Below are 26,736 nucleotides of genomic sequence, written 5' to 3'. Positions count from 1 at the left end.
CGCTCAGGCGAGCGCGGTCAGCTCGATCTCGATCCGGTACTTCGGGTCGATCAGGTTGCACTCGACCATCGTCGCCGCGGGCGGGTTGTCCCCGAACACCTCGGCGAGGATCGGCCAGCAGGGTTCGAACTCTGCCGCGTCGGGCAGGTAGTAGTTGACGCGCACCGCCTTGTCGAAGCCCGACCCGGCCTCTGCCAGCGCCTTGCCGATCACGTCCAGCGCCGCGCGGCATTGTTCGGTGACGGTGTCGCCCTGCCCCACGGTGCCGGCGACATGCACGAAGCCCCCGGCCACCACGGCCCGGCAATACCCGATCTTGGCCTCGAACGGGCCGCCGGAATGAATACGTCTGATGGTCACTTTGTTCTCCAGGAAAAGTGGTGGTCTCACGAAAGAGGGCGGGGAACCCCCCGCCCTTTGAAACATGTCCTGCCTGCCGAAACCTCAGCCCGCAGACGCGCCTTCCTTCTTCTGGTCGGCGTAGATCATCAGCGGCTTGGCGTCGGAGTTGACCGCCTCCTCGTTCACGACGACCTCCGTCACCTCTTCCATGCCCGGCAGTTCGAACATGGTGTCGAGCAGGATGCCTTCGAGGATGGAGCGCAGCCCCCGCGCGCCCGTCTTGCGCTGGATCGCCTTCTTGGCGATGGCGGACAGCGCATCGTCGGTGAAGGTCAGGTCGGTGTCTTCCATCTCGAACAGGCGCTGGTACTGCTTGACCAGTGCGTTCTTCGGCTGGGTCAGGATGGTGACAAGCGCGTCCTCGTCCAGGTCTTCCAGCGTCGCCACGACGGGCAGACGGCCGACGAATTCCGGGATCAGGCCGAACTTGAGCAGATCCTCGGGCTCCAGCGACTTGAAGGTTTCGCCGATGCCCTGCTCGCTGTCGTCACGCACGTCGGCGCCGAAGCCCATGGCCGATCCCTTGCCGCGCTGCTTGATGATGCGGTCGAGACCGGCAAAGGCACCGCCGCAGATGAACAGGATGTTGGTGGTGTCCACCTGCAGGAATTCCTGCTGCGGATGCTTGCGCCCGCCCTGCGGCGGAACGGAGGCCACTGTGCCTTCCATCAGCTTCAGAAGTGCCTGCTGCACGCCCTCGCCCGACACGTCGCGGGTTATGGACGGATTCTCCGACTTGCGGGTGATCTTGTCGACCTCGTCGATGTAGACGATGCCGCGCTGCGCCCGCTCGACGTTGTATTCCGAGGACTGAAGCAGCTTGAGGATGATGTTCTCCACGTCCTCGCCCACGTAACCGGCTTCGGTCAGCGTGGTGGCGTCGGCCATGGTGAAGGGCACGTCGAGGATGCGCGCCAGCGTCTGTGCCAGCAGCGTCTTGCCGCAGCCCGTGGGGCCGATCAGCAGGATGTTCGACTTCGCCAGTTCGATGTCGGAGGACTTCTGCGAATGGTTGAGTCGCTTGTAGTGGTTGTGAACCGCAACCGAGAGGACGCGCTTCGCCTTCATCTGGCCGATCACGTAGTCGTCCAGCACTTCGCAGATCTCACGGGGGGTGGGCACGCCGTCGGCCGACTTGAGGCCGGCGCCCTTCGTCTCTTCCCGGATGATATCCATGCACAGTTCGACACATTCATCGCAGATGAAGACGGTGGGACCTGCGATCAGTTTGCGCACCTCGTGCTGGCTCTTCCCGCAGAAGCTGCAGTAGAGCGTGTTCTTGCTGTCACCACCTGTATTCGTCGCCATGCTCTGAACCTTTCCCGGGTTTCCCGGTCTTCATCGTCCGCGGAGGGTCGCCGTATGCGGCCCGGACAAGCGTCTTGCGTCAATGTCCGGACAGCTTAGGCCACCCCTCCCGGCGCGACAATCCGAAATTTCGCCCCATGCCTAACGGCAACGGGACCATGCAGATCAACTGTCTGATTCTTCACCTTCGGGCACGCGGGACGTGACGATCTCGTCTATAAGGCCCCATTCCTTGGCCTTTTCGGCGTCCATGAAGTTGTCACGCTCAAGCGCGGCCTCCACCGCCTCGTAGGTCTGGCCGGTGTGCCTCACGTAGATTTCATTGAGGCGGCGCTTCAGTTTGATCGTTTCCTCGGCGTGGATCATGATGTCCGTCGCCTGGCCCTGGTAGCCACCGGAGGGCTGGTGCACCATGATGCGCGAGTTCGGCAGCGAGAAACGCATGCCCGCGGCACCGGCGGTCAGCAGGAGCGACCCCATGGATGCGGCCTGGCCGACCACGAGGGTGGAGACCTTCGGCTTGATGTACTGCATCGTGTCGTAGATCGACAGGCCGGAGGTCACGACACCGCCCGGCGAGTTGATGTACATCGAAATCTCTTTCGACGGGTTCTCTGCCTCGAGGTGGAGGAGCTGCGCCACCACCAGCGACGACATGCCGTCATGCACCGGGCCGTTCAGGAACACGATGCGTTCCTTCAGCAGGCGCGAGAAGATGTCGTATGCGCGTTCGCCGCGGCTGGTCTGTTCGACAACCATGGGAACGAGGTTCATGTAGGTTTCAACTGGGTCTCTCATCTCGGGCCTGCCTGCTGCTGCGTCATTTGAGTGTCGTATCGTCGAGGTGTTACCTGAGTCTTAGTATCGGGGTAGAGGGGCTGCAAGTGGCGGCGGGTATGTATGGCATCACGCTTGAAGCGCGGTCGCCGCCCCCTACCCTTCCGCCCGTGACCGATCATACCTTCCATCCCTCGCGTGAGGCGGCCCTTGCCGCGCTGTCGGAATTCGTGCCGCGGGCCGGCCGGACCTATGCCGAGGGCCGCAACTTCGACCATGGCCCCGGACGGCGAGACGCCGTGTCGCAGCTTTCGCCCTACCTGCGCCACCGGCTGATCACGGAGGAGGACGTGCTGCGCGCCGTGCTGGACAGGCACACGCCCGATGCGGCGTCGAGGTTCGTGACGGAAGTGTTCTGGCGCACCTATTGGAAAGGCTGGCTTGAAATGCGTCCGTCCGTCTGGACTGCCTATCGCGCCGGTCTGAGGCGGCGGTGGAACGACGTGCAGACGCAATCAGGTCTGCGCGGACGGTGGGAGGATGCCTGCGCGGGCGAGACAGGGATCGACTGCTTCGACGCCTGGGCGCGGGAACTGGCGGAGACGGGCTATCTGCACAACCACGCCCGCATGTGGTTCGCGTCGATCTGGATCTTCACGCTCGGCCTGCCGTGGGAGCTCGGCGCCGATTTCTTCCTGCGCCACCTGCTGGACGGCGATCCGGCCTCCAACACCCTGTCATGGCGCTGGGTGGCCGGGCTGCAGACGCGCGGCAAGCACTACGTCGCCACGGCGGAGAACATCGCCGAATACACCGGCGGACGCTTCCGCCCCGCACCCGGCGAATTGAACGAGGATGCGGCATCGCTCGACGGCCAGCTCCACCCTGATCCCATTGCGGCACCGGAGAGATCACGGATCGACCTGCGGGACTACTCCGCGCTGATCCTGCACATCGACGACCTGTCGCCGGACTGGCTGCTGGACGACGGTCTGACGCCGCTCGTGACCTTTGTCCTTGCCCCGCCGGAGGACGCGACACCGCTGAGGATGTCGGACCGGGTTCAGGACTTCCGCCGCGCAGCACTGGACTCGACGTGCGGGCGCCTGTCGTCCCGCCTTGGCCGCGTCGTGCCCTGTGCGGATGCCGGTGCTTTGAAGACCGCCGTCGCCGATCTGGGCGCGGCGCGGGCGGTGACACCCCATGCGCCCGTCGGGCCGGTGGCGGAGGCGCTGGCCGAAGTGCCCGCCGAACGCGCGCTCAGGCCTTACGATGCGCGGGCCTGGCCCCATGCGACCGCCGGTTTCTTCAAGTTCCGCAAGCACATCTCCGCGCTTCTGGCGGCCACGCGGGGGATCGAGGTCGTCTGACCGCCCCGGGTTGCTTCACATGCCGATCCGGCGCGGATCGACACAGACATGCGCCGCGCACTCCATCTCCAGCGTCACGTGCACAAGCCCGTGGTCGCGGCGCAGCGCGTCCTTGACCTGCGCCTTGATGGCATCCGCCCGGGACCATGCGCCCCTTTCGATGACGACATGGGCCATCAGGGCTGTCTGCTTCTCGTCGATCTGCCAGAGGTGCGCGCCGTGGACCTCCGTCACGCCGACGATCCCCTCGGCGCTTTTCAGGACGTCTTCGGGCGCCATGCGGGGTGGCGTGCCCATCATCAGGATGCGGATCACGCCACCGATCTCGCTGGCCGCGAGCCACAGGATGTAGGCGGCAATCCCCAGCGTCACCAGCGGGTCCACCCAGGTCCAGCCGAAGAGCAGGATCAGCGTACCTGCAAGGATCACCGCCACCGACCCCAGCGCGTCTGCGAGGTTGTGCAGGAAGGCGGCCCTGATGTTGACGCTGTCCTGCGCCATCTTGAAGGTCAGCCAAGCGGTCACGAGGTCCACGACCAGCGCCACCCCCGCGATGACGACAACCAGCCAGCCGGTCACCGGCTCTGGATTGAAGAAGCGCAGGACGGCCTCGTAAAGCAGGTAGAGGCCGATCACGATCAGCGTCGTCAGGTTGATGAGCGCCGCGACGACCTCTGCCCGGCCGTAGCCGAAGGTCATGTCGTCGTCGGCAGGACGCCGGGCGATCCGGCGCGCCCAGACGGCGATCAGGAGGCTCGCCGCGTCAGAGAAGTTGTGCAGTGCATCGGCGATCATCGCCAGCGAACCGGACACCAGCCCCCCGACGATCTGCGCGAAGGTCAGGAGCACGTTGACCCCGACCGCCGCCGCCATGCGACGATCCCCGGTCAACTGCTCCGGCGTGATGTGGTGGTGATGGCCGTGACCGTGTTCATGGTCGTGGTGCGCGTGATCGTGTGGCATGGCCGCAGATGGCGCCCGCGTGGCGCCGAGGTCAAGGGGAGGCTGACGGATTGGAGGGTGGGGCCAGGAAAACGTGAACGGTGTCGTCCGGATGTGGGCGTTTCGGAGCGCGGCGCCGGGTCCGAGATCCCGGACATACTGGGAGTTTAAGGCAGGCGTGCAGAGGTCTTGGTGCCCATTTTCACGCCTTGTCCGGCAGGACTGTCCTGAGACACTGGCAAGATTGGGGCGCATACGTTGGCGTCGAAATCCTGCTTTTCGTCTCAGTGGGCCACCGCGATCCGGGCGGGCAAGACTTTGGAATATTGAGATTATTGGCTGCACGGCGGTGGAATTTGTCGTTTGACGCCGTTGCGGTCAGACTCTGCCATAAGAAAAAAGGGCTGGCCCCGCATGGGGGCCAGACACCAGAAGGCTGTCATCTACAGCCAATTCGTTTCTCCCGGCGGCTTACGGATGCGCCTTGAGGTACTCGATCACCGCGTCGATTTCCTCGGCCTTGCGCAGACCGGCAAAGGCCATCTTGGTGCCTTTGACGTAGTCGCGCGGCTTGGCGAGGAAGGCGTGCAGCGCCTCGTTGTCCCAGACGCCGTCCATGCCGTCCATTGCCCCGGAGTAGCTGAAGCCGTCGACAGAAGCGATGTCGCGGTCGACCACGCCGTTCAGGACAGGGCCGGTCTTGTTCTGGGCGCCCTCGCCGACCTGGTGGCAGGCCTGGCACTTCTTGAAGACCCGCTCGCCCGCGGCGACCAGTTCGGGATCGAGCGCCGCGTCTTCTGCAGGCGCGTCACCCTCGGCCGCAGCTTCCTCGACAACTGCCTCTTCGGCGGGCGCCTCGGTCTCTTCGGGCACGGACGCGGTGTCTGCCTCCGGCTGGGCTGTGGCGGCGGCGTTGGAGTTGTTCATCTCCTCCGACGCCTCGTCGCCGCCCTGGTCGGGCGTCACGTCGAGAACCGTGGCGCGCATGGTGATCTCCACCGGGCTGTCCTTGCAGTTTTCCATGCAGGGCTCGGTCCGCCACTGGCTGTACTCGGTCTCTGCCCGGTCATCGACGATGAAGCCGTCGGCGTTGGGCATCTCGACCTCGCCCCATGTCTCGCGCGACAGCTCGAACTCGTCGTCGATGATGTCGTTGGAGTAGAGGATATAGGCCACGATGGCATAGACCTCGTCATCCGACAGCGACTGCGCGTTGCCGAAGGGCATGGAGCGATGGACGTAGTCCCAGACGGTCGAAAGGTACGGCCAGTAGGAGCCCACGGTCTTCAGCGGATCGTCGTCCGCCAGCGTGCCGTCCCCGCCCGCCAGCTTGGGCCAGTTGCCGACACCTTCCGCGAAGGAGCCGTGGCAGACCGCGCAGTTGTCCTCGAACAGAGGCTCGCCGTCGGAGGCATTGCCCGACCCGTCCGGCAGGTCGGAGCCGTCGGGGTGCACGTCGACGTTCCACGCGGCGACCTCTTCGGGCAGGGCTTCGCGGCCCAGACCGAAACGGGTGCCGGTGCGCGCCTCGTCCGCCTGCGCGCTGGCCACGAACAGACCGTCTGCCGGGGCGGCCTCTGCCTGCTGTGCCGGGGCCTCGGGCTCGGGGATCGGGGCGGGCAGCGCCGCCAGCATCGGCGGGTTCTTCGGCTGCGGTGCGACGTTGCGGTCGGCGAAGTTGTAGGCCGCCGTCAGCATCACCACGAGACCGACAGCAGTGCCGCCATAGAGTTTAAGAGACTTCGACATTTTCCGCCTCCCCGTTGGCTTTCACGTGCCAGGTCTGGATACAGTTGTTGTGGTAGATCGAGTTCAGGCCGCGCACCTCGCGCAGTTGCGCCTTGGTCGGCTGCACGTAGCCCGTCTCATCGATGGCGCGGGACTGGAGCAGCCACTCCTCCCCGTTCCAGGTAGTGTCGAGGTAGAAGCGCACCAGCGCCTTGTCGTCGCCGGGGTTGGCCAGACGCGCGGTTTCCCACGTCATGCCGCCGTCCTTCGAAACATCGACGCGGGAGATCTTGCCATGGCCGGACCATGCCATGCCTGTGATGACCACCGGGCCATGGCCGTGCTTGATCGGCGCCTGCGGGCTGGGCGAGGTCACGACGGACTTGGCGTCCATGACCCAGGTCCACTTGCGCGAGGTGCCGTCCGCCAGCGTGTCCGTGTACTTGGAGGTCTCCTCGCGGCTTTCGACGGGGGCGTCCATGACCTCGATCCGGCGGAGCCATTTGACCCACATGTTGCCTTCCCAGCCGGGAACGACGAGGCGCGCAGGGTAGCCGTGTTCCTTGCGGAGCGCCTCACCGTTGGCCTTGAAGGCCACCAGCACGTCGTCCATCGCCTTTTCCATCGGGATGGAGCGGCCGTTGGAGGAAGCGTCGGCACCTTCGACGTAGACCCACTTGTCCTTGAAGTCGCCTGCCGCGTCGAGGCCGGCCTCGGCCAGCAGCGTGCGCAGCGGGACGCCGGAATATTCCATGTTGTGGATCATGCCGTGGGTGAACTGCGCGCCGTTCAACTGCGCGCCCGCCCATTCCATGCCGGTGTTCGCGGCGCATTCGCAGAAATAGACGTGGTTCTCGCGCGGGAAGCGTTCGAGATCGTCGTAGGTGAAGACCAAGGGCTTGTCGACGAGGCCATTGATCATCAGGCGGTAGTCGTCCTTCGCCAGCTCGATCGCGCCGGAGTGGTGCCGTTCGAAGGCGCAGCCCGCAGGGGTGATCGTGCCGTCGAGCGCATGGATCGGCGTGAAGTTGATCGAGGAGATCGTGTCGGCGGTCAGCCATTCCACGTTGCGGCGGATGACATCATTCTCGAACCGGATCGGCAGACCGTAGGGCGTGGCATCGACACCGTCGCCAAGGCCGGTCGCCCAGTCCTGCACCTCTGTGATCAGCGGATCGGGGTCCGCCGCCTTTGCAGCCGTTGCGACCACGGCCCCTGCCCCCAGCGCCGCGGCGCTGGTCAGGAACTGCCGGCGCGACGGCGCGGTCTTTTCCTTGCTCATGGCATACTCCTTACGGATCATGTCATTCATCTATGTGAATGAATTGGGAGGAAAATCGGCGGGCACGCAGGCCCGCCGAAGGGGATGTCAGGCGCCGATGACCTCGACGCTGTTGTTGGGATCGAGCTTGATGGTGCCCTGCTTGCGGATGTGGCTTTCGACCACGTCCCAGATCTGCGGCCCCTCCGTGCCCTCGTTGACCGAGGCCCAGCCGGCGACGATGTAGGTCTTGGCCGGGTCGATGGCTTCGCCGGTCTTCATCAGCATCATCTCGGAGATGCGCTCGCCCTGCGGTTTGGCGATGTCGATCCGGTAGGCCAGGCCACCGATCCGCACCATGTCGCCGCCCTGCTGGTAATACGGGTCCGGGTTGAAGATGTTGTCGGCCACGTCCTCGAGGATCACCTTGATGAACTCGCCGGTCATCTCGGAGCGGTACGCCTCCCCGTAGTTCATCGAGGTGACGTTCCAGATGTCCTCGCGCGTGATGTTGTCGCCCGGGATCAGCGACGGTCCCCAGCGGACGCCCGGCGACATGGCGATGTCGGCCTCGCGCTCGGAAATAAGCGCGTTGCAGATCAGGTCGTCCCAGGTGCCGTTGAAGTTGCCGCGGCGATAGAGAAGTTCGTCGGTGGTGCCGATGACCTCTTCCAGTTCTGCCTTGAAGGGCGCGCGCTGCTCGTCGATCAGGGCCGCCATCTCGGCATCGGGTTCGATCACGTCCGAGAAGATCGGGATCAGCTTGTGACGGAAGCCCATCATCCGGCCGTCGCGCACGTCGAGGTCGACGCGGGAGACGAACTTGCCGTTGGAGCCGGAGGCGATGATGATCGTCTCGCCCACCAGCACCGGTTCCGGCAGCGCGTCATGTGTGTGGCCGGACAGGATCACGTCGATGCCGGTGACAATGGAGGCCATCTTCTTGTCCACGTCGAAGCCGTTGTGCGACAGGCAGACCACCAGCTCGGCGCCCTGTGCGCGCACCTCGTCCACCATGGCCTGCATGTTCTCGTCGCGGATGCCGAAGGAGAACTCCGGGAACATCCAGCGCGGGTTGGCGATGGGCATGTAGGGGAAGGCCTGACCGATGACGGCGATCTTCACGCCGCCCCGCTCGAAGAACTTGTAGGGCGGGAAAAGATCCGGCAGCGGTTCGTCCCATTCGGCGTCGAAGATGTTCTGGCCGAGCGCCGCGAAGGGCAGGCTTTCCACCAGCTCCTGAACGCGCTCGGAGCCCAGCGTGAATTCCCAGTGGAAGGTCATGGCGTCGGGCTTCAGCCCGTTCATGACGTTGACCATGTCCTGCCCCTCGGTTTGGTAGCAGGTGTAGGAACCGTGCCAGGTGTCGCCGCCGTCCAGCAGCAGCGCATCCGGACGCGCCGCGCGGATCGAGTTCACCACCGTGGCGACGCGGTCGAGACCGCCGACCTTGCCATAAGCCTGCGCAAGCGCAGAGAAGTCACCGGACGACAGCGCGTAATGGGAGGGAGAGCCGTCTTCGATGCCATAGAGCTTGCGGAAATCGGCGCCGGTGACGTGGGGCACCTCCCCGCGGTTCGGACCGACGCCGATGTTGATGGAGGGTTCACGGAAATAGATCGGCTTCAACTGCGCATGGATGTCGGTGACGTGGATCAGGCTGACGTTGCCGAAGGTGTCGAATTGCAGAAGCTGATCCTGGGTGAGGATCTGCTGTGCGGCCAGCCGGGACCAGTTGCCGAAGCCGGAGGCGCCGACCAGAGCCGAAGCCGCCATGGACACTTGCAGGAAATCGCGTCTTGAGATCATGGGGGAGGGTCTTTCTCTCATGACACACATGCGCATGTGTGAATAGGTTTATCAAGGGAAACCCCGCGCGTCGACCGACGCACGGGGTCAGGGTCATCAGTTGCGGACGGCCGGCCCTTCGACGGAAAGACCGTTGCCGCGCGATTTGACGTAAAGCTCCAGCGCGATGAATTCCGGCGAACCTTCGCTGTAGGTTTCGGCGCGGGTGTCGCGGATGCAGCCCTTGAAACGGTTGTGAATGCCGTTCAGCTTGGCGTTCTTCAGACGGTACGTCGGGAAACCGTTGACCTGGCCCTGGCTCAGGTGGTCGGCGCGGATGTAGTTGCCGTAGTTCTCTTCGTGGCAGGACGCGCAGGACAGGTCCAGGATGCCGGTCCGGGTGTAGTAGAGCTCCTTGCCCTTCTCCCAGTACTCGGCGGCCGGACCGTCGATGGCGACCTGCACGGGCGTGCCACGACCGACGGAGGTGATCAGCGCCTCCATGGAGACGGCATCGCCCGAGTCGTACTTCCACGCCTCGGCGCCCATGCGGTTCACCCGGCAGTCGTTCACCTGCATCTGGATGGTGCGCAGTTCGCCGGCTTCCTCGTTGAACTTCGGATAGGTCGGCCCGACCATCGCCATGCTTTCCGCCGGATCGCCGTGGCAGTCCGCGCAGGACTTGCCCTCGGACCCTTCGGCGGTGTTCCACATGTCGGTGGCCTGATCGACGAAGATCATGCCCGGGTTGTCGAAGTCGTCGGTTTCGAGTTGCTGGGTCTCGTCCGAACGGAAGTGCCAGCCCGAGATCACCTCGTCGAAGACTTCTTCGAGATGCTCCGGGGCTGGCGCCTTGGTCGTCATCTCGAGCTCACCGTTGATGGTGAGGGTATCGTCATCCGCGCCGCCCGCGAAGGCCGCCGGAGCGATCAGCAGTGCGGCCACGGCCGTCAATGCCTTGAATTTCATCACGTTCCCTCCCTGTTGACACCCCTGCCCCGTGACATGTCACAGGGCAGGGCCGTGGATCAGCCGATGGCGATCTTCTTGGACTCTTCGTAGACGGAGCCGTCGTCATCGTACCAGGTGAACTTGAACTCGCCCGCCGCCGGAACGGTCGCATCGAATTCGAAGTAGGGGTTGGTCGAGATCGCCGGCGCCAGAACGACGTCGATCACGTTCTGGTCTCCGAAGTCACAGGTAAAGCGCCAGATGATCGAGCGCGGGATGGGGTTGCCGTCGCCGTCCTTGCGCTGGCCCGATTCCATCGGGTGCGAGATCAGCGTCTTGATGGTGATAACTTCACCCTCGGACGCGCTGCTCGGGACTTTGACGCGGGGTTTAACACCGTCTGCCATTTGTCTGTCTCCTGAAAAAAAGGGGTTAGCCGCCGCAGCCGCCGATGGTGACCTTCACGGTCTTAGAGGCCGTCTGGAAGGAGCCGTCTTCCATCTTGGCGATCGCGGTCACGTCCTGCGTGCCGGCCAGGCGGATACGGGTCGACGCGACGCGGGACCCGGCCAGCGGGCCGAAACGGAAGGCGGCGACACCCGGGGTCGGGTTGCCCATGGCGAAGATCCGCACCTCGACGGCACCGGGCGCGTCGATAGAGACCGGAACGGTGTTGCCGTTCTCGGCGATCTCGGGGGCGGTCAGGTTCAGCTCGCCCTCGGCGGCGGTTGCGCCGGCAAGGAATTCTTCCGCGGAGCCGACCATCTCGGCATCGGCGGCGGCCTGAGCAAAGGCGCTGACGGGCAGCAGGGCTGCCGCGGCGGCACCGGCGCTCAGCGCCAGGGTTTCACGTCGCGTGAAGTCCATGTGATTTCTCCTATACTCGAGGTCAGCTGTCCTGAAGCGTCATCAGGAAGGCGACCACGTCCTCGATTTCCTGCGCCGAGAGGATCGGTTCGATCTCGCCCTGCGCGGCCTTACCGGTGTAACCGTCACCCGGACGGGTGAAGCCACTGGTCTTGTAGAAGGCCGGCATGACCGTGCCTTCGAACGTCATCTTCGGGTTGGCGACGATGCCGCGCAGCTCCGCTTCGGTGCGGTAGCCGCCAACGCCGTTCAGCGGCGGGCCGACTTCGCCATGGAACGGCGCATCCTCAAGCGCCGTCACCGCGTGGCAGGCGACGCAGTTGCCCTTGCCACGGTTGATCATCAGTTCCCGGCCCTTCGCCGCGTCACCCGGCGTTCCGGTCAGGGATGCCTCCACGGCACCGTATTCGTCGTAGGTCACGCTGTCGGGGGCCACGGTGTCCGCGAAAGCGGTCCCCGCCACCAGCACCGCGGCTGCCGTGATTGCTGTAAGCCTCATGTTCCCTCCCTAGGCTTTCGAGCCCGTACAAGGGCTCTACCTCGTATTGGCTGGTGTATACCGTAGGCCACCGGCCCCACACCACGCAACAACAAATTCACACTTATGAATTAATGCAGTCCTTGACAGTGGGGGCATTCCGCGCGGTGGCGGTTCAATTCCTTGATAAGTAAGGACTTTCGGCCATTCAACCTGTGGAGCGGCGATTTCCGGGGCGCCCACGCCGGGTAAATTCAATGCAGCCACGCCCGTCGAATGACCCGGATTGCTCAACCCTGGGGCCATCCGACGGCCCGTTTGTGCGGTACCGCGTACCTTCATGACGAAAGAATGTTGCCCGAAGGCGCAAACGATTCGCCCGGTCGATGCGCGGCGGCAAACCCCGACTTCAGTCGGTCATGCCGTTCGCGCGTTCCTGGATCCGGCGCGCGTGGTAGCGCTGGAAGTCCTCGCCCGTCTCGGCCTCCATCTCGTAGCGCTTCTCGGCCACCCAGGTGAACATGTCTATCGACGTGCCCTTGCCGAAGGCGCCCGGCATGACGGCCACGGCGGCGTCGATGGCGGACTGGCCCTCGGGGACCTCTTCCGGCAAAAAGACGATGTTCGGCGTGAACAGCACGCGCCACTTCCGGGCCATCTGCTTCTCGGAGAGCGCCTCGCCGTCGAGGTCGGTCACTTCGGTATCGCCATGCAGGTTCATCTGAACGACGAAGTAATTGTCGTCGATGTACTCCGACACCTCAGGGTCCGAGAACACCTCCTCGTGCATCTTCTGGCAATAGATGCAGCCGCGCTGCTCGAAGAAGATGACGAGGCGCTTGCCCTCGTCATTGGCCTCGGCCAGGTCGTCCCGCAGGTCCTTGAAGGTGTCGCGCATCCACGGCTGCTTGTGCAGCCCGTCGTCGCCCACCTCCTGCGCCAGCGCCGGCAGAGCCAGCGCGATGCCAAGCGCCGCACCGATCCATGCTTTCATTTCACGTCCTCCCAGACAGCGCGCCCGCGGGTCGAGGCCCGCAACAGGCGCATTCGACACAAGGTTCAGCTCAGCGACGTCCAGCCCGGGAATGTCTCGATCATCCACTGAGCGATCAGGTTCACCGTATCGGTCGCGATGAGAATGGCAAACAGGATCAGCATGACACCCATCACCTTCTCGACATATTGCAGCTTGCTGCGGTGGCGGGCGGTCCACTTCAGGAACGGGCCCGAGAACAGCGCAGCGATCACGAAAGGCGCGGTCATGCCGATGCCGTAGACCAGCAGCAAGAGCCCGCCGCGCCAGATGTCCCCCATTCCTGAGGCGATCATCAGGATCGAGGCCAGCGCAGGCCCGACGCAGGGTGTCCAGCCGAAGCCGAAGGCCAGCCCCATCACATACGCCCCCATTAGCGTCGTGGGTTCCGCGGTGCTTTCGACCCGGGCCTCCCGGTACAGCAGGCCGATCCGGATCACGCCGAGGAAATGCAGGCCGAAGACGAACAGGATCGCGGCGGCCACATAGGACAGCGGCTGCCTCCAGTCGGCGAAAGCCTGACCGACCGCCGTAGCGCCCATGCCCAACAGCACGAAGATCGTCGTGACGCCCGCCGCGAAGAACACGGCGGACACGATCAGGCGCTTTTGCGCGCCCGGCGGAATGCCGGCGTCGGCGCGAAGTTCAGCCATGCTGATTCCCGCCATGTAGCACAGGTAGAAAGGCACCATCGGAAGGATGCAGGGCGTAAAAAAGCTCAAAAGCCCGGCAAGCGCTGCACCGGCAAAGCTGATATCAAGCACAACCCACACCTTTCCTTGAAAAATTCACATATTCAGATTACGTTGTCCGTAAAGAGTTCGTCAATCGGTGGATCATGTCCTTTCGTCACCTTTTCATGGCAGCCTGTGTCGCCGTGCCGCTTTCGGGCGGCGCGGCGTTTGCCGAAGACTACAGGCTCGTCATGGTCGAGCAGCCGGGCTGCGCCTATTGCGCCGCCTGGGACGACGAGATCGCACCGGCCTATCCCAATACGGCAGAAGGACAATTTGCGCCACTGGTGCGCGCCGACCTGCGCGAAGGACCGCCCGAGGGCGTCACCTACGAACGGCGCGTGAACTTCACGCCGACCTTCATCCTCGTCGAGGACGGGGCCGAGATTGCCCGGCTCGAAGGCTACGTCGGGCAGGATTTTTTCTGGCCCGTGCTTGCGCAGCTGCTTGAGTCGCACACCGAGTTTACGCAACCTACTAATTGACCAGAAAGAGTCAGGAACAGGCATGGGACTACCTGTATTACGAGACGACCTGAGTGACAGCGAACTCGACGCCATCGTCGAGAAGGCAAACGCCGCGTCTGCCTTTCTGAAGGCCATCAGCCACGAGGGCCGGCTGATGATCCTGTGTCACCTCGTCTCCGGCGAGAAGTCGGTGACGGAACTGGAGGAACTGCTGTCCGCACGGCAGGCAGCGGTCAGCCAGCAACTGTCGCGGCTGCGTCTTGAGGGGCTCGTGGTTCCGCGCCGCGACGGCAAGGCGATCTACTACCGGCTGGCGGACGACAAGCCGCGCAAGATGCTTGAAACGGTCTACGAGTTGTTCTGCGGCGACGACGCAGACTGACGGCCCGACCGATGCCGCGCCGCCGCGTGGCATTTTCTTGCGAGGGCGCAGGCGGGTCCGCATAGTCGGATGATCACGTCAGGTCGGGAGGAGGACTCTGGCATGTTGGAACTTTTGGGCGAGCACCAGTTGGTCGCTCTGATCGGGCTTGGCAGCGGCATTCTGCTGGGCCTTGCAGCCCGGCTTGGACGCTTCTGCACGCTCGGCGCCATCGAGGACGCCCTGTATGGCGGCTCGACCGTGCGCCTGCGCATGTGGGGCATCGCCATAGGCCTTGCGATCATGGGCAGCTTCGCCCTCATGGCCTCGGGCCTGCTGGTCGAGAGCGAAACCTATTACCTGTCGATCCGCTGGATGCCGCTCGCCTCTATCGTGGGCGGCTTGGTCTTCGGCTACGGCATGGCGCTGTCGGGCAATTGCGGTTACGGCGCCATCGCCCGGCTGGGCGGCGGCGACCTGCGCAGCTTCGTCATCGTGCTGGTCATGGGCGTCAGCACCTTCGTCGTGCTGTCCGGCCCGCTCGCGCCCTTGCGCGGCATGCTGTTCCCCCAGGTGCCCGTCACCACCGAGGTCCCGCCGGGCATCGCACATCAGCTTGCCGCCATGTCCGGCCTGTCGGTGCCGGTCATCGGCATGACGATCGGCGCGCTGATCATGATCGGCTCGGGCGCGGCCCGCGCAGTGTGGCAGAAACCGTCTCGCGTCCTGTGGTCCGCGGCGGTAGGGCTCGCGGTCATCCTGGCCTGGGCCGGAACGTCCTGGGTGGCGCACCGCGGGTTCGAGGCGCTGCCCGTCGTCTCCCACAGCTTCGCGGCCCCGCTGGGCGACACGATCCTGTGGTGGATGACCGGCTCTGCCCGGCCCCTGTCGTTCGCGGTGGGATCGGTCGCCGGGGTCTGGGCGGGCGCCTTCATCGGGTCGCTGATCAAGGGGCATTTCCGCTGGGAAGCCTGCGAGGATCCGCGGGAACTGCGCCGCCAGATCTTCGGGGCGGCGCTGATGGGCGGCGGCGCCGTCGTGGCGCTCGGCTGTTCCATCGGTCAGGGGCTGTCGGCCTTCTCCGTTCTCGCCTTCTCGGCGCCGGTCACCTTCGCGTCGATCTTTGCGGGTGCCGCCTTCGGGCTGCGCCAGCTTATCGTAGGGTTCCAGCCCGCCGAATGACTTGTCCGGCGGGATGGCAACGACAGGTCAGTCGAAATCCCGTAGCCGCGCCACGTACCGGGCGAGCGTGTCGATCTCAAGGTTGATGCGGTCGCCGACGGCGGTCATTCCCCAGGTCGTGACTTCCTTGGTGTGTGGGATGAAGTTGATCCCGAAGGTCGTGCCGTCCACTTCGTTCACCGTCAGGGAGGTGCCGTTCAGAGCCACCGATCCTTTCGGCGCAATGAAACGGGCCAGCGCCTCGGGCGCGTCGAAGGTGACGCGCGTACTATCGCCCTCGTCCTGCATGCCCACCACGGTCGCGACCCCGTCCACGTGGCCCGACACGATATGCCCGCCCAGTTCGTCCCCGACCTTCAGCGCGCGCTCGAGGTTGATCTTGCTGCCCTCGGTCCAGCCATCGTTGCCGCCGATGTTCGTCTTCGACAGCGTCTCGGCGCTGATGTCGACCTCGAACCAGTCCGGGCCCAGCCCGATCACCGTCAGGCAGACACCGTTGCAGGCGATCGAGGCGCCCATGTCGATGGAGGCGGTCTTGTACCTGGTGCCGATCCGTGCGCGAAGATCGCCGCGGCGCTCCAGCGCGCGCACTTCGCCAACATCCGTGATGATCCCCGTGAACATGCTGCCTCCGCCGGATTCGTGAGTTTACAAAGCCTTAATTTCGCCGAACTCTTTGAATAGTTTGGCAACAAAGGCATCACATATACGGAAGGTCTCCACAAGGTCGGTTGGCACGCGACAGGGACGTTCGAAGGGCACGCATGGGCGATATGGCGAAGATCAGCAAGGGCAGCGGCGACCAGAGGGTCTTTCTGTTCCTTCAGGGACCGCACGGGCCATTCTTCCACCGGCTGGCCCAGATGCTGCGCAAGACCGGCGCGAAGGTCTGGCGTGTCGGTTTCAACGCCGGGGACCGGGCCTTCTGGTTCCATCCGAAGACCTTCCTGCCCTTCCGCGGCACGCAGGACCAGTGGCGGGCCTGGCTGATCGACCTCCTGCACGAAAAGAGAGTCACCGACCTCGTGCTGTACGGCGACGTGCGCCGCATCCATGCCGAGGCGGTGGAGGAAGCGCGCCGCCGCGGCATCACCGTGCACGTCTTCGAAGAAGGCTACATGCGCCCCTACTGGGTGACGTATGAACGCGGCGGCTCCAACGGGCACTCACGGCTGATGGACATGACCGTCGCGGACATGCGCCGCGCGCTGGAGAAGTCGGACATGGAGGCCCCCCTGCCCCCGGCGCATTGGGGCGACATGCGGCAGCACATTTTCTACGGTGCGCTCTATCATTGGTTCGTGATGTTCCGGAACGGCGATTTCCGCAACTTCCAGCCGCACCGCTCCCTGACGGTCTTCCAGGAATTCCTGCTTTACCTCCAGCGCCTGACCTTGATGCCGCTCACCTGGGCGGACCGCGTCATCGCCACGCTGCGCATCCGACAGGGCGGATTCCCCTACCACCTGTGCCTGATGCAGCTGGAGCATGACTCCAGCTTCCAGAAACACTCCCCCTTCACCACGATGCCCGATTTCCTCGGGATGGTGATCGAGGGCTTCGCGTCGGGCGCCCCCGGCCACCACCACCTCGTGTTCAAGGCGCATCCGCTGGAAGACGACCGTGCCGGTGTGCGCAAGGCGATCCGCGCGGCCGCGAAGCGCCACGGCGTGGGCGACCGGGTCCATTACGTGCGCGGCGGCAAGCTGGCGCAGCTGCTGAACGATGCGCGCACCGCCGTTACCGTGAACTCTACGGCTGCACAGCAGGTGTTGTGGCGCGGCATTCCGCTCAAGGTGTTCGGCGATGCGGTCTATGCCAAGCCGGAGTTCGTCTCCACCCAGCCACTGCCCGAGTTCTTTGCCCTGCCCTCCCGGCCCGATAACAAGGCCTACAAGGACTACCGCCGCTATCTTCTTGAAACCTCGCAACTTCCCGGCGGTTTCTATTCGGCCCGCGGGCGGCGGCAATTGCTGCGGCAAGTGGTCGACATGATGTTGGCCGGGGACGATCCTTACGACGCCTTCGAACGCGGAACCGCGGCCCCAAGGCAACAGTTGCGCGTGGTGCACTGACCCGACCGGTCCGCAAAGCTGGATTTCTTCGTCAGCAGCCTCTAACCTGTGGAAAAATCGGGGACCACAAAGGTCACCCATATAAAACCGAGGCAGACTTCAGGTCGAGGAGACCGAGCAGTGAAAAGTACCCCCTCCCGGTGGGCGAGGAGCGTCGCCATGCTGGCCGCGGTGTCGATTCTGGCATCCTGCGGCCTTCCGCGCGTTGGCCCGAACAAACGCGAAATCTTTGCAGGATCTGTTCAGAGGGAGGGTGACTCCTTCATTGTCGCGGTGAACGACCGGGTGACGCGGGCCACGGCCGTGGTTCCGGCGCTCGGCTTCTCTGAAGGCTTCCGGAATGCCTCTGTCGTCGGGTCGGACACGATCCAGCCCGGGGACACACTGGGCCTGACGATCTGGGAAAACGTCGACGATCCGCTTCTGGGCGCCGGTGGCGGCGCTACCGGCGGCAGCGGGCCGGCCATCCTCGAAGAAGTGCAGGTCGACGGCTCCGGTTTCATCTTCATTCCCTACGCTGGCCGCATCCGTGCCGCCGGGAACACGCCCGAACGCATCCGCCAGATCATCACCGCCAAGCTCGAAGACCAGACGCCCGATCCGCAGGTGCAGGTGCGCCGGCTGGCAGGCGACGGATCCACCGTCAGCCTGCTGGGGTCGATCAGCGGTCAGGGCGTCTATGCCATCGAACGTCCGACCCGGACGCTGTCCTCGATGATCGCACGCGCCGGTGGCGTCACGATCAAGCCGGAGATCGCGCAGATCAAGATCATCCGCGGCAACCGGACCGAGACGATCTGGTTCCAGGACCTCTACAAGAACCCCGATTTCGACATCGCCCTGCGCGGCGGCGACCGCATCCTGGTCGAAGAGGACACCCGCGCCTTCACCGCGCTTGGCGCGACGGGCACACAGGCGCGCGTTCCCTTCGAGGCGCAGAGCATCTCTGCCGTCGAGGCCATCGCAACCGTCGGCGGCCTGATCTCGGCCACGGCAGATCCGACCGGCGTTTTCGTGTTCCGCAACGAACCCGCGGAAATCGCCAACCACGTCCTGGGCCGGACAGACCTGGTCGGTGCACAGCGCATGGTCTACGTGCTGGACCTGACCGAACCGAACGGCATGTTCATGGCACGCGACTTCGTCATCCGCGACCAAGACACGCTCTACGTGACCGAAGCGCCGTATGTGCAGTGGGACAAGACCATCGCATCCCTGACAGGATCGCTCAGCTCGGTGGCAACGGTCACCGATATTTCCGACACGCTCAGTGGCAGCGGGGACTAACTTGAACTTACCCGAGGGACAGGGTCGCGCCGGGGAGGAAACTTCCCGGCGCCTTTTCGTTTTCGCTGCAGGCTTCCTGCGGCAGAAACAAGTGCGTCGCATTCTGGATCTTGCAGGATACCGGGTGTCGCTGGGTATGCCCGGCCCCGACGACCTTGTGGGCGTCTGGGGGCAATCGCCTTACGCCTGGCGCGGCGAACGCATGGCCGAGAGGTCGGGGGCGTCGCTGGTCCGGGTAGAAGATGCCTTCCTGCGCTCCCTCCATCCCGGTCGGCGGGGAGAGCCGCCCTTCGGCCTGCTGATCGACCGGAGTGGCGTGCATTTCGACGGCGGTGCGCCGTCCGATCTGGAGCGGCTGCTGGCGACCGAGCCGCTTGACGACCACGCCTTGCTGGAACGCGCACGGGGTGCCATGGCGCGGCTGCAGGACGGACGTCTCTCGAAGTACAGCGCCTCCGATCCGGAAGCGGAGGCCCCTGCCCCCGGTTATGTTCTGGTTGTGGATCAGACGGTTGGCGATGCCTCCGTGCGCGCCTCCGGCGGTGACCGCTCCCGTTTCCTCGAGATGCTGTTCGTCGCACGGGAAGAAAACCCCGGCGCCCGGATCGTCGTGAAAACCCATCCGGAAACGGCGCAGGGGCTGCGCGACGGCCATTTCCGAGACGAGGACGCAGGCGGCCCTGTCACGCTCTACGACGGCGATGCCAGCCCGTGGGTTCTGCTTGAAGGCGCGGTCCGGGTCTATACCCTGTCCTCGCAAATGGGGTTCGAAGCAATCGTCGCGGGCCACAAGCCGCGCGTCTTCGGGCGACCGTTCTATGCCGGTTGGGGCCTGACTGACGACGAAGAAGTCTTCCCTCGCCGCAACCGTCGCCTGACCCGTGCACAACTGTTCGCAGGCGCGATGATCCTTTACCCGACATGGTACGACCCACACCGCGACCGGCTGTGTCAGCTTGAGGATGTGATCGGCTCTCTCGAAGCCCGCACGCGCGCCTGGCGCGAGGATCGCCACGGCTGGATCGTGTCGAGCGCCCGGCTGTGGAAAAGGGGCCTTCTGCAGAAATTCTTCGGCAAGGAGAAGCGCCTGCGGTTCGAAGATGATGTGGACAAGGCTGTGGAACTTTCGCAGCAGACCGGCCGCCGCCTGATGATCTGGGCCAATGCCGGTGGCGGACGGGGCGTGCATCTGGAGGACGGCTTTCTCAGATCGCGCGGATTAGGCGCGACGTTGGTGCCGCCGCTGTCCCTCGTGCTCGATCCCGACGGGATTCACTTCGATCCGGAGACACCGTCGGCCCTGGAACACATGATTCAACGCCGCGCTGGCGGCCTGCGATCTGACCAGATCGAACGTGTCCACAGACTTATACAGGCGATGGTCTCGGGTGGCTTGTCCAAATACAACCTTTCGGGCGGATTGCCCGACCTGCCGGAAGGCCACCGCATCCTGGTGCCCGGACAGGTGGAGGACGACGCCTCCATCCTGCGCGGCAGCCCGATGGTCCAGTCGAACACCGAATTGTTGAAGCGCGCGCGCGAAGCGAACCCGTCCGCCGTCATCCTCTGGAAGCCGCATCCCGACGTCGAAGCGGGGCTGCGCAAGGGCGCCGTCGAGGATCCCATGCGATGGGCGGATGCGCGTCTGGACGGCGCCGATATCGCACAGGTTCTGGATGCCGTTGACGAAGTCTGGACAATGACCTCTCAGACCGGGTTCGAGGCGCTGCTGCGCGGTCTCAAGGTGGTGACGCTTGGCGTGCCCTTCTATGCCGGCTGGGGCCTGACCCGCGATCTGGGCCCGATCCCCGCCCGGCGGCTGAGCGGGCCGCGACCCTCGCTGGAAGCGCTCGTCCACGCGGTATTGATCGATTACCCGCGTTACCACGACCCGCACATGCGCGAAGCCTGCAGCGTCGAGACGGTCATTCACCGGCTGAAAGAAGGCCCGATCCCACACCCCGGCCCGCTCAATCGCGGCCTGTCGAAACTGCAGGGCGCGCTGGCCAGCCACACGTGGATCTGGCGGCGTTAACCTTTATTCACAGGGAATTGGTCCATCTCTCTGAGAAATAGTTATTTTCAGAGTTGTCCACAGATTTTGATATGCTTTCGGATAGGTTTTCCGATCATATAAACATCTGGCGACAAAGCACTTTTACGTCGCGGAACCCCGCCTCCAGACGTGCTGGACGTCCCCCCCTCGCTGGCAAACATCCACAAGGGTGAAACGGGGCGCATCGCGGAGCCTGTCGACCCCCAGCGCGCCTATGCCCGGATGGCCTTCGGCACCCAACGCCAGGCCCGCGGTGAACACGTGAAGTTCGTCCACGAGGTCCTGCGCCAGAAGAGATGCGGCCAGCTGGCCGCCGCCCTCGCAGAAGACCCGTGTCAGCCCCTCCTGCCCCAAAGTCTTCAGCAACGCCGCGGCATCCAGCCGCCCGCCCGCAAGCGGCACGGTGAGCAGGCGCGCCCCGATGCCTTGCCAGGCGGTCAGCAGGTCACCGCGCGCATCCGCCCCGTGGCAGAGCCAGACGGGAACGTCCTTTGCGGTGCGGGCAAGGTCGCTGAGCAGCGGCAGGTCGAGGTGGCGCGACGCCACGATGCGGACCGGAGGCCGGCTGCGGTCAAAGCCCCGGACGGTGAGGCGCGGATTGTCGGCGCGGGCCGTCCCTCCCCCGACCAGCACGGCGTCATGACTGGCGCGCAGGGCATGCACCGCATGGCGCGCCTCCGATCCGGTGATCCACTGGCTTTCGCCGGTCGCCGTGGCGATCCGCCCGTCGACGCTCATGGCCAGTTTCAGCGTCAGCCAGGGGCGCCCTTGCTCGACCCGCAGGAAGAAACCGGCGTGGTCCTGCATCGCTTCCTGAGCCAGAACCCCGGTGCGTACCTCGATACCGTTTTGCCGCAGCTTTTCAAACCCTTGCCCGGCGACCCTCGGGTCGCTGTCGGCAATCGGAGCAACCACCCGTGCGACACCGGCAGCAATCAGCGCGTCCGTGCAGGGTGGTGTCTTGCCGTGATGAGCGCAGGGTTCGAGCGTGACATAGGCCGTGGCGCCGCGGGCGGCCTCCCCAGCCATGGCCAGCGCCTGCGTTTCGGCGTGCGGGCGGCCCGAAGGCTGGGTCCAGCCCCGCCCGACGACGCGGCCCTTGCGCACGATCAGGCAGCCGACGGCAGGGTTGGGCCAGGTCTGGCCCATGCCGCGGCGGCCCAAGGCCAGAGCCTGGGCCATGAAGCGCGCGTCGGAGGCCGTCACTTGGCTGGCGGCGGCAGGTTCGGGTCGGGCCGCAGCTCGGAGACGAACTTGTCGAAGTCGTCCGCCGCCTGGAAGTTCTTGTAAACGCTGGCAAACCGGACGTAGGCCACGGTGTCGATACGGGCCAGCGTCTCCATCACAATCTCGCCGATCATCTTGGAAGGGATGTCAGTTTCGCCCATGCTTTCCAGCCGCCGCACGATCCCGGAAATCATCTGGTCGATGCGCTCAGGCTCTATCGGGCGTTTCTGTAGGGCGATCCGGATCGAGCGTTCCAGCTTATCGCGGTCGAAATCCTCGCGCCGTCCGTTGGACTTGATGACCACGAGGTCACGCAGCTGCACACGCTCGTAGGTGGTGAAACGCCCGCCGCAGGCGGGGCAGAAGCGACGGCGGCGGATCGACACGTGGTCTTCGGCCGGCCGGGAGTCCTTCACTTGGGTGTCGATATTTCCGCAAAACGGGCAGCGCATCGGCCTGTCCCCTCGTTTCTCAATGTTCCTGCCTCGGTCATGGGGTTGTTCCCCAATTATCCACAGTCACTATAGGACGGCGCCCAAGTTTTGGGTAGAGAAATAATCTTCCCCCCAGATGGTGCTGTGTTTACGCAACGCGAAGGCGTCATTCACTGGCGGGAGCGCCGAGAACGGCGGGCCGGACCTGTTTTCCCGCTTTCAGATCCGCCTCCCGCTTAGTCATCCATGCGGCAATGGCCTCCACGTCCGGATCGGTCTGTTCGATCCATTCGAGGCACCAAGCCATTTCCTTCTGCAGCGCCTCTTCCGGCACTTCGGAGAGATCGCGCGCAGGATCGTCCCAGCGCGGACCGCCCAGATAAACCGCCGCGAACATGATCTTCGCCTTCTGCGGCGGTGTTCCGTTGACCAGCAACGCCTCGTAGAACATGCGGTGCACGTCCTGCCACGCGCGGGTGCGCCACGTCGGCAGGGCATTGTTGCCGACACCGCAATAGGCATCGTGCAGTGCCGCTGCCATGAGGTATTCGCGACTTTGCCGGTCCCCGATGAGCGGCGCGAAGATCGGCGGGATCGTGGCACCGTCGGTCAGTGTCTGCCGGGGCGCGGTCCATGTCTCGCCGCTGGCGTCGATGAACTCGATCTCGTCCCGGGTGGGCAGGAAGGCTTGGTTGAACCCCTCCATGAAGACGGGCTGCCCCTGCATCTCCAGCGGCCCGCCGATGAAACGGCAGCGTGTTTCACGATCCGCAAGGTCGAGACAGGTCTGGGCGACCTGCGCTGCCCGGCGCGCGATGATCTCCGGCAAGCCGATCACCGCACCGGCAATGCCGATGGCCGCCACTGTGGCGAGGGCAAGGGAAAGACGGCGGGAGCGAGACATGAGGGGCTGTGACTGGTCCTGAAAAAGGGTCGAACGATACGCTAGCAGAGCGCGGGGAGGGATGCGATGCGGCTTTGGCGATCAAGGCGCCCGCGTGCCCCGTATTTGAAACAGGGTCCGGGCACGAGCCACCCTCAGCCCAGGTGGGCGGCCACTTGGCGTTGATGCGGTGCCGATCTGTGCTCGAACAGGTAGATCCCCTGCCACGTCCCCAGCGCGAGCCGCCCCTGCGTGACCGGGATCGTCAGGGACACGGGCATCAGCGCCGCCTTGATGTGCGCGGGCATGTCGTCGGGACCTTCGTACGTGTGAGTCAGGTAGGCCATCGAGGGATGCGTGCTGGGTGGCACGAGCCGGTCAAAGAAGGCACGCAGATCCGTCTGCACCTCCGGGTCGGCATTCTCCTGGATCAGCAGGGAGGCCGAGGTGTGCCGGACGAACAGCGTCAGCAGGCCATCGCCCCCCTGCCCGGCCCAACGCGTCACGTCGCGGGTGAATTCGTAGAGGCCGGGGCCGGTTGTCGAAATCGTGAAGGTTGTCTGCACTGATTGTCTCTGTGGTTCTGAACGAGTCGTCCTAACCTTCCTTGCATCCACGTGAACGCGCCGCAACGGCAATGGACGTGGTGCCACAAGGGAGAGGATGAATGAACGATCATACGCCGCCACGCCGGATGACCGCCGAGGATTTCGACCAGGAACTGCTGGATCTTTACGACTTCTACGCACACGGGAAGATCTCGAAACGGGAATTCCTCGATGGTGCGGCCCGGTTCGCGGTGGGCGGTCTGACAGCCGCTGCCCTGCTGAACATGCTGTCTCCGAACTATGCGCTGGCGGAACAAGTGAGCTTCAACGACCCCGACATTCTGCCGGAATACGTCATGTACCCGTCCCCCAACGGGCACGGCGAGGTGCGCGGCTACCTCGTGACCCCGGCCGGAGCTGAAGGTCCTCTGCCTGCGGTCGTCGTCATTCACGAGAACCGCGGCCTGAACCCCTATATCGAGGACGTCGCGCGCCGTCTGGCAAAGGCCGGGTTCATCGCGCTTGCGCCGGATGGTCTGACCTCCGTCGGCGGCTATCCGGGCAATGACGCAGAGGGGCGAGAGCTGCAGCAGACGGTCGACAGCAGCAAGCTGATGAACGATTTCTTCGCGGCCTACGAATGGCTTGCCGCGCATGAGGCCACGACGGGAAAGGTCGGTTGCGTGGGGTTCTGCTATGGCGGCGGTGTCTGCAATGCCCTCGCAGTTGCCTATCCCGAACTGAACGCATCAGTGCCGTTTTACGGTCGTCAGGCGAGTGCGGCGGACGTGCCGAAGATCGAAGCGCCGCTCCTGCTGCACTATGCCGAGCTGGACGAACGCATCAACGAAGGCTGGCCGGAGTACGAGGCGGCGCTCAAGGAGCACGGCAAGACCTACACGGCACACATTTATCCGGGGGTCAACCACGGCTTCCACAACGATTCAACGCCGCGTTACGACGAGGCGGCTGCGGAACTGGCGTGGGAAAGAACGCTCGCCTTCTTCAACGAGCACCTGAGCTGAAAAAGTACTGAAAGCGAAAAGCGGACGCGCCGGGAGGTGGCGCGCCCGCCAAAGGGGCAATCAGACGTCCCGGACCACGCAGGCCACGCTGGGAAGACCATCGGCTGAGGAGGCCGGAAGCGGACGACCGCTGTCCGACACGATGGGCATCTGCGCCACTTGCGCGAGCGTTTCCTGGCAGCGGGCGAGTTCGTCGGGGGACACTTCGATCTCGATCACTTCCGGCTCGACGGGTGCAAGAAACTCGGTCGCGGCGAATGCGGCCGTGGCACTTGCGGTCAGGGCGAACAGGTAAACTGGCAGCTTGTTCATCTCTTTGCTCTCCTTCGTGTTGATAACTAGGAGACGCCGGAAATGGTTCCCGCTACGCTAAAGGTTTGCATTCGAAGCAAAGAATTTCCGGATTTTTCAATCGCATCGCATGGAAACCTGCGGCGGCGCACACGTTGATCCGATGAAAGACAAAAGGACACAAGACATGAGCAAGACACTTTTCATCACCGGCGCCTCTTCGGGGATCGGGGCCGCAACGGCGCGGGCTGCGGTGGAGCGCGGCTGGTCGGTCGGGCTGTTCGCCCGTTCCGAGGACAAGCTTTCGGCACTGGCGGATGAACTCGGGGATGCCGCACTTCCCCTGGTGGGCGATGCGACCTCGCTTGAAGAACAGCGCGCGGCAATCGGCAAGCTGGTGGACCGCTTCGGCGGTCTGAACGCGGCCTTCGCCAACGCGGGCACGGGTCTCTCCGCCGCCGGGACAGAGAAGGGCGACCCGGATGAGTGGGAAACGCTGGTGCAACTGAACGTGCTGGGTCTGCTGTGGACCGTCAAGGCGGCGACGCCGGCGCTGAAGTCCAGCAAGGGCCACATGCTGCTGACCGGATCCGCCGCCGGGCGAACGCACATCAAGGGATCGGTCTATGGCGCGTCGAAGTGGTTCGTGCATGGCTACGGCGGCAACCTCGCCGAGGAAATGCGCGAATGGGGCGGACGCTGCACGGTGATCGCACCGGGCATGGTGGATACGCCGTTCTTCGACGAGGCGAAGCCGGACAAGCTGAAGCCGGAGGACATTGCCGACGCGGTGGTGTTCGCACTGGAAGCCGATCCGCGCGCCTGCGTGCAGGAAGTCTTCGTGATGCCGACCGGCTGATCCCGAGGGCACTCCGCAAAGAAAAGACGCGCCCAGCAGCGGGCGCGTCTTTTTTTCAGGGTGCCCACTCGGGCGCGCAACTTGTCATGCAACTCAGTGGGCTGTCCGGACAGCCCAGGGCGTCAGGAAAAGATCCGGGCGCCCTGCTGGTCGATCATCTGCTTTGCCTTGGCGACGGAGGCTTCGCGCGCCTCGTCTGCGTCACGGATCACGTCCGCGCGGATCAGGCGATGCGTGCGGGTTTCGCCGTCCACATCCGCCTCGATGATCGCGCAGATGCGGAACCCGCCATCTTCCGACATCGGCTGCGGGATGATGCGAAAGCCTTCGTAGTCAATGGCTTCGGCGGCGGGCTTTGGAGCCTCGCCGCCGCCGAAGAGTTTCTTCCAGATGGACATGACC

Annotated in this window: 29 protein-coding genes; 9 read left to right on the top strand and 20 right to left on the bottom strand. The window is 64.6% G+C overall.

From position 1 onward, the window contains the following. Window positions 1–3: 3 nt before the first annotated feature. From ACU0DV_RS08175 to ACU0DV_RS08165, 3 genes are all read right to left on the bottom strand, one after another. Complete coding sequence (locus ACU0DV_RS08175) at window positions 4–360, bottom strand: RidA family protein (RefSeq protein ID WP_370313688.1); 357 nt, start codon at window positions 358–360, stop codon at window positions 4–6. An 84-nt stretch (window positions 361–444) separates the two neighbouring features. Further along, on the bottom strand, window positions 445–1,710 hold the full coding sequence (gene clpX / locus ACU0DV_RS08170; protein WP_100927533.1) for an ATP-dependent Clp protease ATP-binding subunit ClpX: 1,266 nt from the start codon (window positions 1,708–1,710) through the stop codon (window positions 445–447). A 165-nt stretch (window positions 1,711–1,875) separates the two neighbouring features. Next, window positions 1,876–2,508: an ATP-dependent Clp protease proteolytic subunit gene (locus tag ACU0DV_RS08165; RefSeq protein WP_100927534.1), complete on the bottom strand. Its 633-nt coding sequence runs from the start codon at window positions 2,506–2,508 to the stop codon at window positions 1,876–1,878. Window positions 2,509–2,606: 98 nt separating this feature from the next. Here ACU0DV_RS08165 and ACU0DV_RS08160 point away from each other — a divergent pair, with 98 nt between their 5' ends. Then, window positions 2,607–3,857 carry an FAD-binding domain-containing protein gene (locus ACU0DV_RS08160; RefSeq protein WP_446241260.1) on the top strand — a complete coding sequence of 417 codons (1,251 nt, stop codon included), beginning with the start codon at window positions 2,607–2,609 and terminating at the stop codon, window positions 3,855–3,857. A 15-nt stretch (window positions 3,858–3,872) separates the two neighbouring features. On the opposite strand, the gene ACU0DV_RS08155 is transcribed toward ACU0DV_RS08160, so the two are convergent. The 10 genes from ACU0DV_RS08155 to ACU0DV_RS08110 all read right to left on the bottom strand — a co-directional run bounded on the left by ACU0DV_RS08155 (window position 3,873) and on the right by ACU0DV_RS08110 (window position 13,669). Further along, window positions 3,873–4,820 carry a cation diffusion facilitator family transporter gene (locus ACU0DV_RS08155; protein WP_446241261.1) on the bottom strand — a complete coding sequence of 316 codons (948 nt, stop codon included), beginning with the start codon at window positions 4,818–4,820 and terminating at the stop codon, window positions 3,873–3,875. Between the two features lie 450 nt (window positions 4,821–5,270). Beyond that, on the bottom strand, window positions 5,271–6,548 hold the full coding sequence (locus ACU0DV_RS08150) for a c-type cytochrome (RefSeq protein WP_446241262.1): 1,278 nt from the start codon (window positions 6,546–6,548) through the stop codon (window positions 5,271–5,273). Beyond that, window positions 6,532–7,809 carry a sulfite dehydrogenase gene (soxC, locus tag ACU0DV_RS08145; RefSeq protein ID WP_100927537.1) on the bottom strand — a complete coding sequence of 426 codons (1,278 nt, stop codon included), beginning with the start codon at window positions 7,807–7,809 and terminating at the stop codon, window positions 6,532–6,534. Before soxC ends, ACU0DV_RS08150 begins: the two co-directional genes overlap by 17 nt. An 87-nt stretch (window positions 7,810–7,896) precedes the next feature. After that, entirely contained in the window at window positions 7,897–9,597 is a 1,701-nt protein-coding gene (gene soxB, locus ACU0DV_RS08140) for a thiosulfohydrolase SoxB (RefSeq protein WP_446241263.1), read from the bottom strand. Between the two features lie 96 nt (window positions 9,598–9,693). Continuing rightward, window positions 9,694–10,545 carry a sulfur oxidation c-type cytochrome SoxA gene (soxA, locus tag ACU0DV_RS08135; protein ID WP_100927539.1) on the bottom strand — a complete coding sequence of 284 codons (852 nt, stop codon included), beginning with the start codon at window positions 10,543–10,545 and terminating at the stop codon, window positions 9,694–9,696. A gap of 59 nt (window positions 10,546–10,604) precedes the next feature. Further along, a complete protein-coding gene (gene soxZ / locus ACU0DV_RS08130) occupies window positions 10,605–10,934 on the bottom strand; it encodes a thiosulfate oxidation carrier complex protein SoxZ (RefSeq protein ID WP_100927540.1) in 330 nt (109 codons plus the stop codon). Between the two features lie 25 nt (window positions 10,935–10,959). Then, complete coding sequence (gene soxY / locus ACU0DV_RS08125; RefSeq protein WP_100927541.1) at window positions 10,960–11,394, bottom strand: thiosulfate oxidation carrier protein SoxY; 435 nt, start codon at window positions 11,392–11,394, stop codon at window positions 10,960–10,962. Window positions 11,395–11,416: 22 nt separating this feature from the next. After that, window positions 11,417–11,893 carry a sulfur oxidation c-type cytochrome SoxX gene (gene soxX / locus ACU0DV_RS08120; protein ID WP_100927542.1) on the bottom strand — a complete coding sequence of 159 codons (477 nt, stop codon included), beginning with the start codon at window positions 11,891–11,893 and terminating at the stop codon, window positions 11,417–11,419. A 388-nt stretch (window positions 11,894–12,281) separates the two neighbouring features. Next, the gene (locus tag ACU0DV_RS08115; protein ID WP_283982573.1) at window positions 12,282–12,866 is read right to left on the bottom strand and encodes a thioredoxin family protein; all 585 of its coding nucleotides are present in this window, start codon (window positions 12,864–12,866) and stop codon (window positions 12,282–12,284) included. 65 nt (window positions 12,867–12,931) lie between these two features. Then, on the bottom strand, window positions 12,932–13,669 hold the full coding sequence (locus ACU0DV_RS08110; RefSeq protein WP_446241264.1) for a cytochrome c biogenesis CcdA family protein: 738 nt from the start codon (window positions 13,667–13,669) through the stop codon (window positions 12,932–12,934). Between the two features lie 74 nt (window positions 13,670–13,743). Here ACU0DV_RS08110 and ACU0DV_RS08105 point away from each other — a divergent pair, with 74 nt between their 5' ends. From ACU0DV_RS08105 to ACU0DV_RS08095, 3 genes are all read left to right on the top strand, one after another. After that, window positions 13,744–14,124, top strand: coding sequence for a thioredoxin fold domain-containing protein (locus ACU0DV_RS08105; RefSeq protein ID WP_370313680.1), 381 nt, complete (start codon window positions 13,744–13,746; stop codon window positions 14,122–14,124). A gap of 22 nt (window positions 14,125–14,146) precedes the next feature. Next, the gene (locus ACU0DV_RS08100) at window positions 14,147–14,488 is read left to right on the top strand and encodes an ArsR/SmtB family transcription factor (protein ID WP_100927546.1); all 342 of its coding nucleotides are present in this window, start codon (window positions 14,147–14,149) and stop codon (window positions 14,486–14,488) included. 102 nt (window positions 14,489–14,590) lie between these two features. Continuing rightward, entirely contained in the window at window positions 14,591–15,649 is a 1,059-nt protein-coding gene (locus ACU0DV_RS08095; RefSeq protein ID WP_446241266.1) for a YeeE/YedE family protein, read from the top strand. Between the two features lie 27 nt (window positions 15,650–15,676). On the opposite strand, the gene ACU0DV_RS08090 is transcribed toward ACU0DV_RS08095, so the two are convergent. Next, on the bottom strand, window positions 15,677–16,273 hold the full coding sequence (locus ACU0DV_RS08090; RefSeq protein WP_446241267.1) for a riboflavin synthase: 597 nt from the start codon (window positions 16,271–16,273) through the stop codon (window positions 15,677–15,679). A 140-nt stretch (window positions 16,274–16,413) separates the two neighbouring features. On the opposite strand from ACU0DV_RS08090, the gene ACU0DV_RS08085 reads away from it, so the two are divergent. From ACU0DV_RS08085 to ACU0DV_RS08075, 3 genes are all read left to right on the top strand, one after another. Continuing rightward, on the top strand, window positions 16,414–17,724 hold the full coding sequence (locus ACU0DV_RS08085) for a capsule biosynthesis protein (RefSeq protein WP_283982569.1): 1,311 nt from the start codon (window positions 16,414–16,416) through the stop codon (window positions 17,722–17,724). Between the two features lie 120 nt (window positions 17,725–17,844). Next, the gene (locus tag ACU0DV_RS08080) at window positions 17,845–19,011 is read left to right on the top strand and encodes a polysaccharide biosynthesis/export family protein (protein ID WP_198521812.1); all 1,167 of its coding nucleotides are present in this window, start codon (window positions 17,845–17,847) and stop codon (window positions 19,009–19,011) included. A 91-nt stretch (window positions 19,012–19,102) separates the two neighbouring features. Next, window positions 19,103–21,046: a capsular polysaccharide biosynthesis protein gene (locus ACU0DV_RS08075; protein ID WP_446241268.1), complete on the top strand. Its 1,944-nt coding sequence runs from the start codon at window positions 19,103–19,105 to the stop codon at window positions 21,044–21,046. A gap of 123 nt (window positions 21,047–21,169) precedes the next feature. Here ACU0DV_RS08075 and ribD read toward each other — a convergent pair whose 3' ends face one another. The 4 genes from ribD to ACU0DV_RS08055 all read right to left on the bottom strand — a co-directional run bounded on the left by ribD (window position 21,170) and on the right by ACU0DV_RS08055 (window position 24,177). Beyond that, the gene (gene ribD / locus ACU0DV_RS08070) at window positions 21,170–22,273 is read right to left on the bottom strand and encodes a bifunctional diaminohydroxyphosphoribosylaminopyrimidine deaminase/5-amino-6-(5-phosphoribosylamino)uracil reductase RibD (protein ID WP_446241269.1); all 1,104 of its coding nucleotides are present in this window, start codon (window positions 22,271–22,273) and stop codon (window positions 21,170–21,172) included. Then, window positions 22,270–22,746 (bottom strand): transcriptional regulator NrdR, encoded by a 477-nt coding sequence (gene nrdR / locus ACU0DV_RS08065; RefSeq protein WP_100927552.1) that lies wholly within the window; start codon window positions 22,744–22,746, stop codon window positions 22,270–22,272. Before nrdR ends, ribD begins: the two co-directional genes overlap by 4 nt. A gap of 148 nt (window positions 22,747–22,894) precedes the next feature. Then, window positions 22,895–23,632 (bottom strand): DUF1353 domain-containing protein, encoded by a 738-nt coding sequence (locus ACU0DV_RS08060; RefSeq protein ID WP_446241270.1) that lies wholly within the window; start codon window positions 23,630–23,632, stop codon window positions 22,895–22,897. A gap of 134 nt (window positions 23,633–23,766) precedes the next feature. After that, window positions 23,767–24,177, bottom strand: a complete 411-nt coding sequence (locus tag ACU0DV_RS08055) for a secondary thiamine-phosphate synthase enzyme YjbQ (protein WP_100927554.1) — start codon at window positions 24,175–24,177, stop codon at window positions 23,767–23,769. A 101-nt stretch (window positions 24,178–24,278) separates the two neighbouring features. On the opposite strand from ACU0DV_RS08055, the gene yghX reads away from it, so the two are divergent. Further along, complete coding sequence (yghX, locus tag ACU0DV_RS08050) at window positions 24,279–25,184, top strand: YghX family hydrolase (RefSeq protein WP_446241271.1); 906 nt, start codon at window positions 24,279–24,281, stop codon at window positions 25,182–25,184. A 60-nt stretch (window positions 25,185–25,244) separates the two neighbouring features. Here yghX and ACU0DV_RS08045 read toward each other — a convergent pair whose 3' ends face one another. Next, on the bottom strand, window positions 25,245–25,496 hold the full coding sequence (locus tag ACU0DV_RS08045) for a hypothetical protein (RefSeq protein ID WP_283982563.1): 252 nt from the start codon (window positions 25,494–25,496) through the stop codon (window positions 25,245–25,247). 166 nt (window positions 25,497–25,662) lie between these two features. On the opposite strand from ACU0DV_RS08045, the gene ACU0DV_RS08040 reads away from it, so the two are divergent. Continuing rightward, on the top strand, window positions 25,663–26,334 hold the full coding sequence (locus ACU0DV_RS08040) for an SDR family oxidoreductase (protein WP_446241272.1): 672 nt from the start codon (window positions 25,663–25,665) through the stop codon (window positions 26,332–26,334). Window positions 26,335–26,456: 122 nt separating this feature from the next. On the opposite strand, the gene ACU0DV_RS08035 is transcribed toward ACU0DV_RS08040, so the two are convergent. Further along, on the bottom strand, window positions 26,457–26,732 hold the full coding sequence (locus tag ACU0DV_RS08035; protein ID WP_283982561.1) for an HlyU family transcriptional regulator: 276 nt from the start codon (window positions 26,730–26,732) through the stop codon (window positions 26,457–26,459). Window positions 26,733–26,736: the final 4 nt, after the last annotated feature.

It is taken from the genome of Sagittula sp. (assembly GCF_052825245.1).
The sequence above is the reverse complement of the archived record's forward strand: the minus strand, read 5'-3'. Positions and strand labels throughout refer to the sequence as shown.

Bases quoted from the DNA above. Each gene is read 5' to 3' on its own strand.
- soxX (WP_100927542.1), bottom strand. From the start codon at position 11,893: ATGAGGCTTACAGCAATCACGGCAGCCGCGGTGCTGGTGGCGGGGACC.
- ACU0DV_RS08090 (WP_446241267.1), bottom strand. From the start codon at position 16,273: ATGTTCACGGGGATCATCACGGATGTTGGCGAAGTGCGCGCGCTGGAG.
- ACU0DV_RS08100 (WP_100927546.1), top strand. From the start codon at position 14,147: ATGGGACTACCTGTATTACGAGACGACCTGAGTGACAGCGAACTCGAC.
- soxC (WP_100927537.1), bottom strand. From the start codon at position 7,809: ATGAGCAAGGAAAAGACCGCGCCGTCGCGCCGGCAGTTCCTGACCAGC.
- soxZ (WP_100927540.1), bottom strand. From the start codon at position 10,934: ATGGCAGACGGTGTTAAACCCCGCGTCAAAGTCCCGAGCAGCGCGTCC.
- ACU0DV_RS08150 (WP_446241262.1), bottom strand. From the start codon at position 6,548: ATGTCGAAGTCTCTTAAACTCTATGGCGGCACTGCTGTCGGTCTCGTG.
- ACU0DV_RS08095 (WP_446241266.1), top strand. From the start codon at position 14,591: ATGTTGGAACTTTTGGGCGAGCACCAGTTGGTCGCTCTGATCGGGCTT.
- ACU0DV_RS08085 (WP_283982569.1), top strand. From the start codon at position 16,414: ATGGGCGATATGGCGAAGATCAGCAAGGGCAGCGGCGACCAGAGGGTC.
- ACU0DV_RS08040 (WP_446241272.1), top strand. From the start codon at position 25,663: ATGAGCAAGACACTTTTCATCACCGGCGCCTCTTCGGGGATCGGGGCC.
- ACU0DV_RS08045 (WP_283982563.1), bottom strand. From the start codon at position 25,496: ATGAACAAGCTGCCAGTTTACCTGTTCGCCCTGACCGCAAGTGCCACG.
- soxY (WP_100927541.1), bottom strand. From the start codon at position 11,394: ATGGACTTCACGCGACGTGAAACCCTGGCGCTGAGCGCCGGTGCCGCC.
- ACU0DV_RS08115 (WP_283982573.1), bottom strand. From the start codon at position 12,866: ATGAAAGCATGGATCGGTGCGGCGCTTGGCATCGCGCTGGCTCTGCCG.
- ACU0DV_RS08155 (WP_446241261.1), bottom strand. From the start codon at position 4,820: ATGCCACACGATCACGCGCACCACGACCATGAACACGGTCACGGCCAT.
- ACU0DV_RS08105 (WP_370313680.1), top strand. From the start codon at position 13,744: ATGTCCTTTCGTCACCTTTTCATGGCAGCCTGTGTCGCCGTGCCGCTT.
- nrdR (WP_100927552.1), bottom strand. From the start codon at position 22,746: ATGCGCTGCCCGTTTTGCGGAAATATCGACACCCAAGTGAAGGACTCC.
- ACU0DV_RS08160 (WP_446241260.1), top strand. From the start codon at position 2,607: ATGTATGGCATCACGCTTGAAGCGCGGTCGCCGCCCCCTACCCTTCCG.
- soxA (WP_100927539.1), bottom strand. From the start codon at position 10,545: ATGAAATTCAAGGCATTGACGGCCGTGGCCGCACTGCTGATCGCTCCG.
- ACU0DV_RS08165 (WP_100927534.1), bottom strand. From the start codon at position 2,508: ATGAGAGACCCAGTTGAAACCTACATGAACCTCGTTCCCATGGTTGTC.
- clpX (WP_100927533.1), bottom strand. From the start codon at position 1,710: ATGGCGACGAATACAGGTGGTGACAGCAAGAACACGCTCTACTGCAGC.
- soxB (WP_446241263.1), bottom strand. From the start codon at position 9,597: ATGATCTCAAGACGCGATTTCCTGCAAGTGTCCATGGCGGCTTCGGCT.
- ACU0DV_RS08060 (WP_446241270.1), bottom strand. From the start codon at position 23,632: ATGTCTCGCTCCCGCCGTCTTTCCCTTGCCCTCGCCACAGTGGCGGCC.
- yghX (WP_446241271.1), top strand. From the start codon at position 24,279: ATGAACGATCATACGCCGCCACGCCGGATGACCGCCGAGGATTTCGAC.
- ACU0DV_RS08035 (WP_283982561.1), bottom strand. From the start codon at position 26,732: ATGTCCATCTGGAAGAAACTCTTCGGCGGCGGCGAGGCTCCAAAGCCC.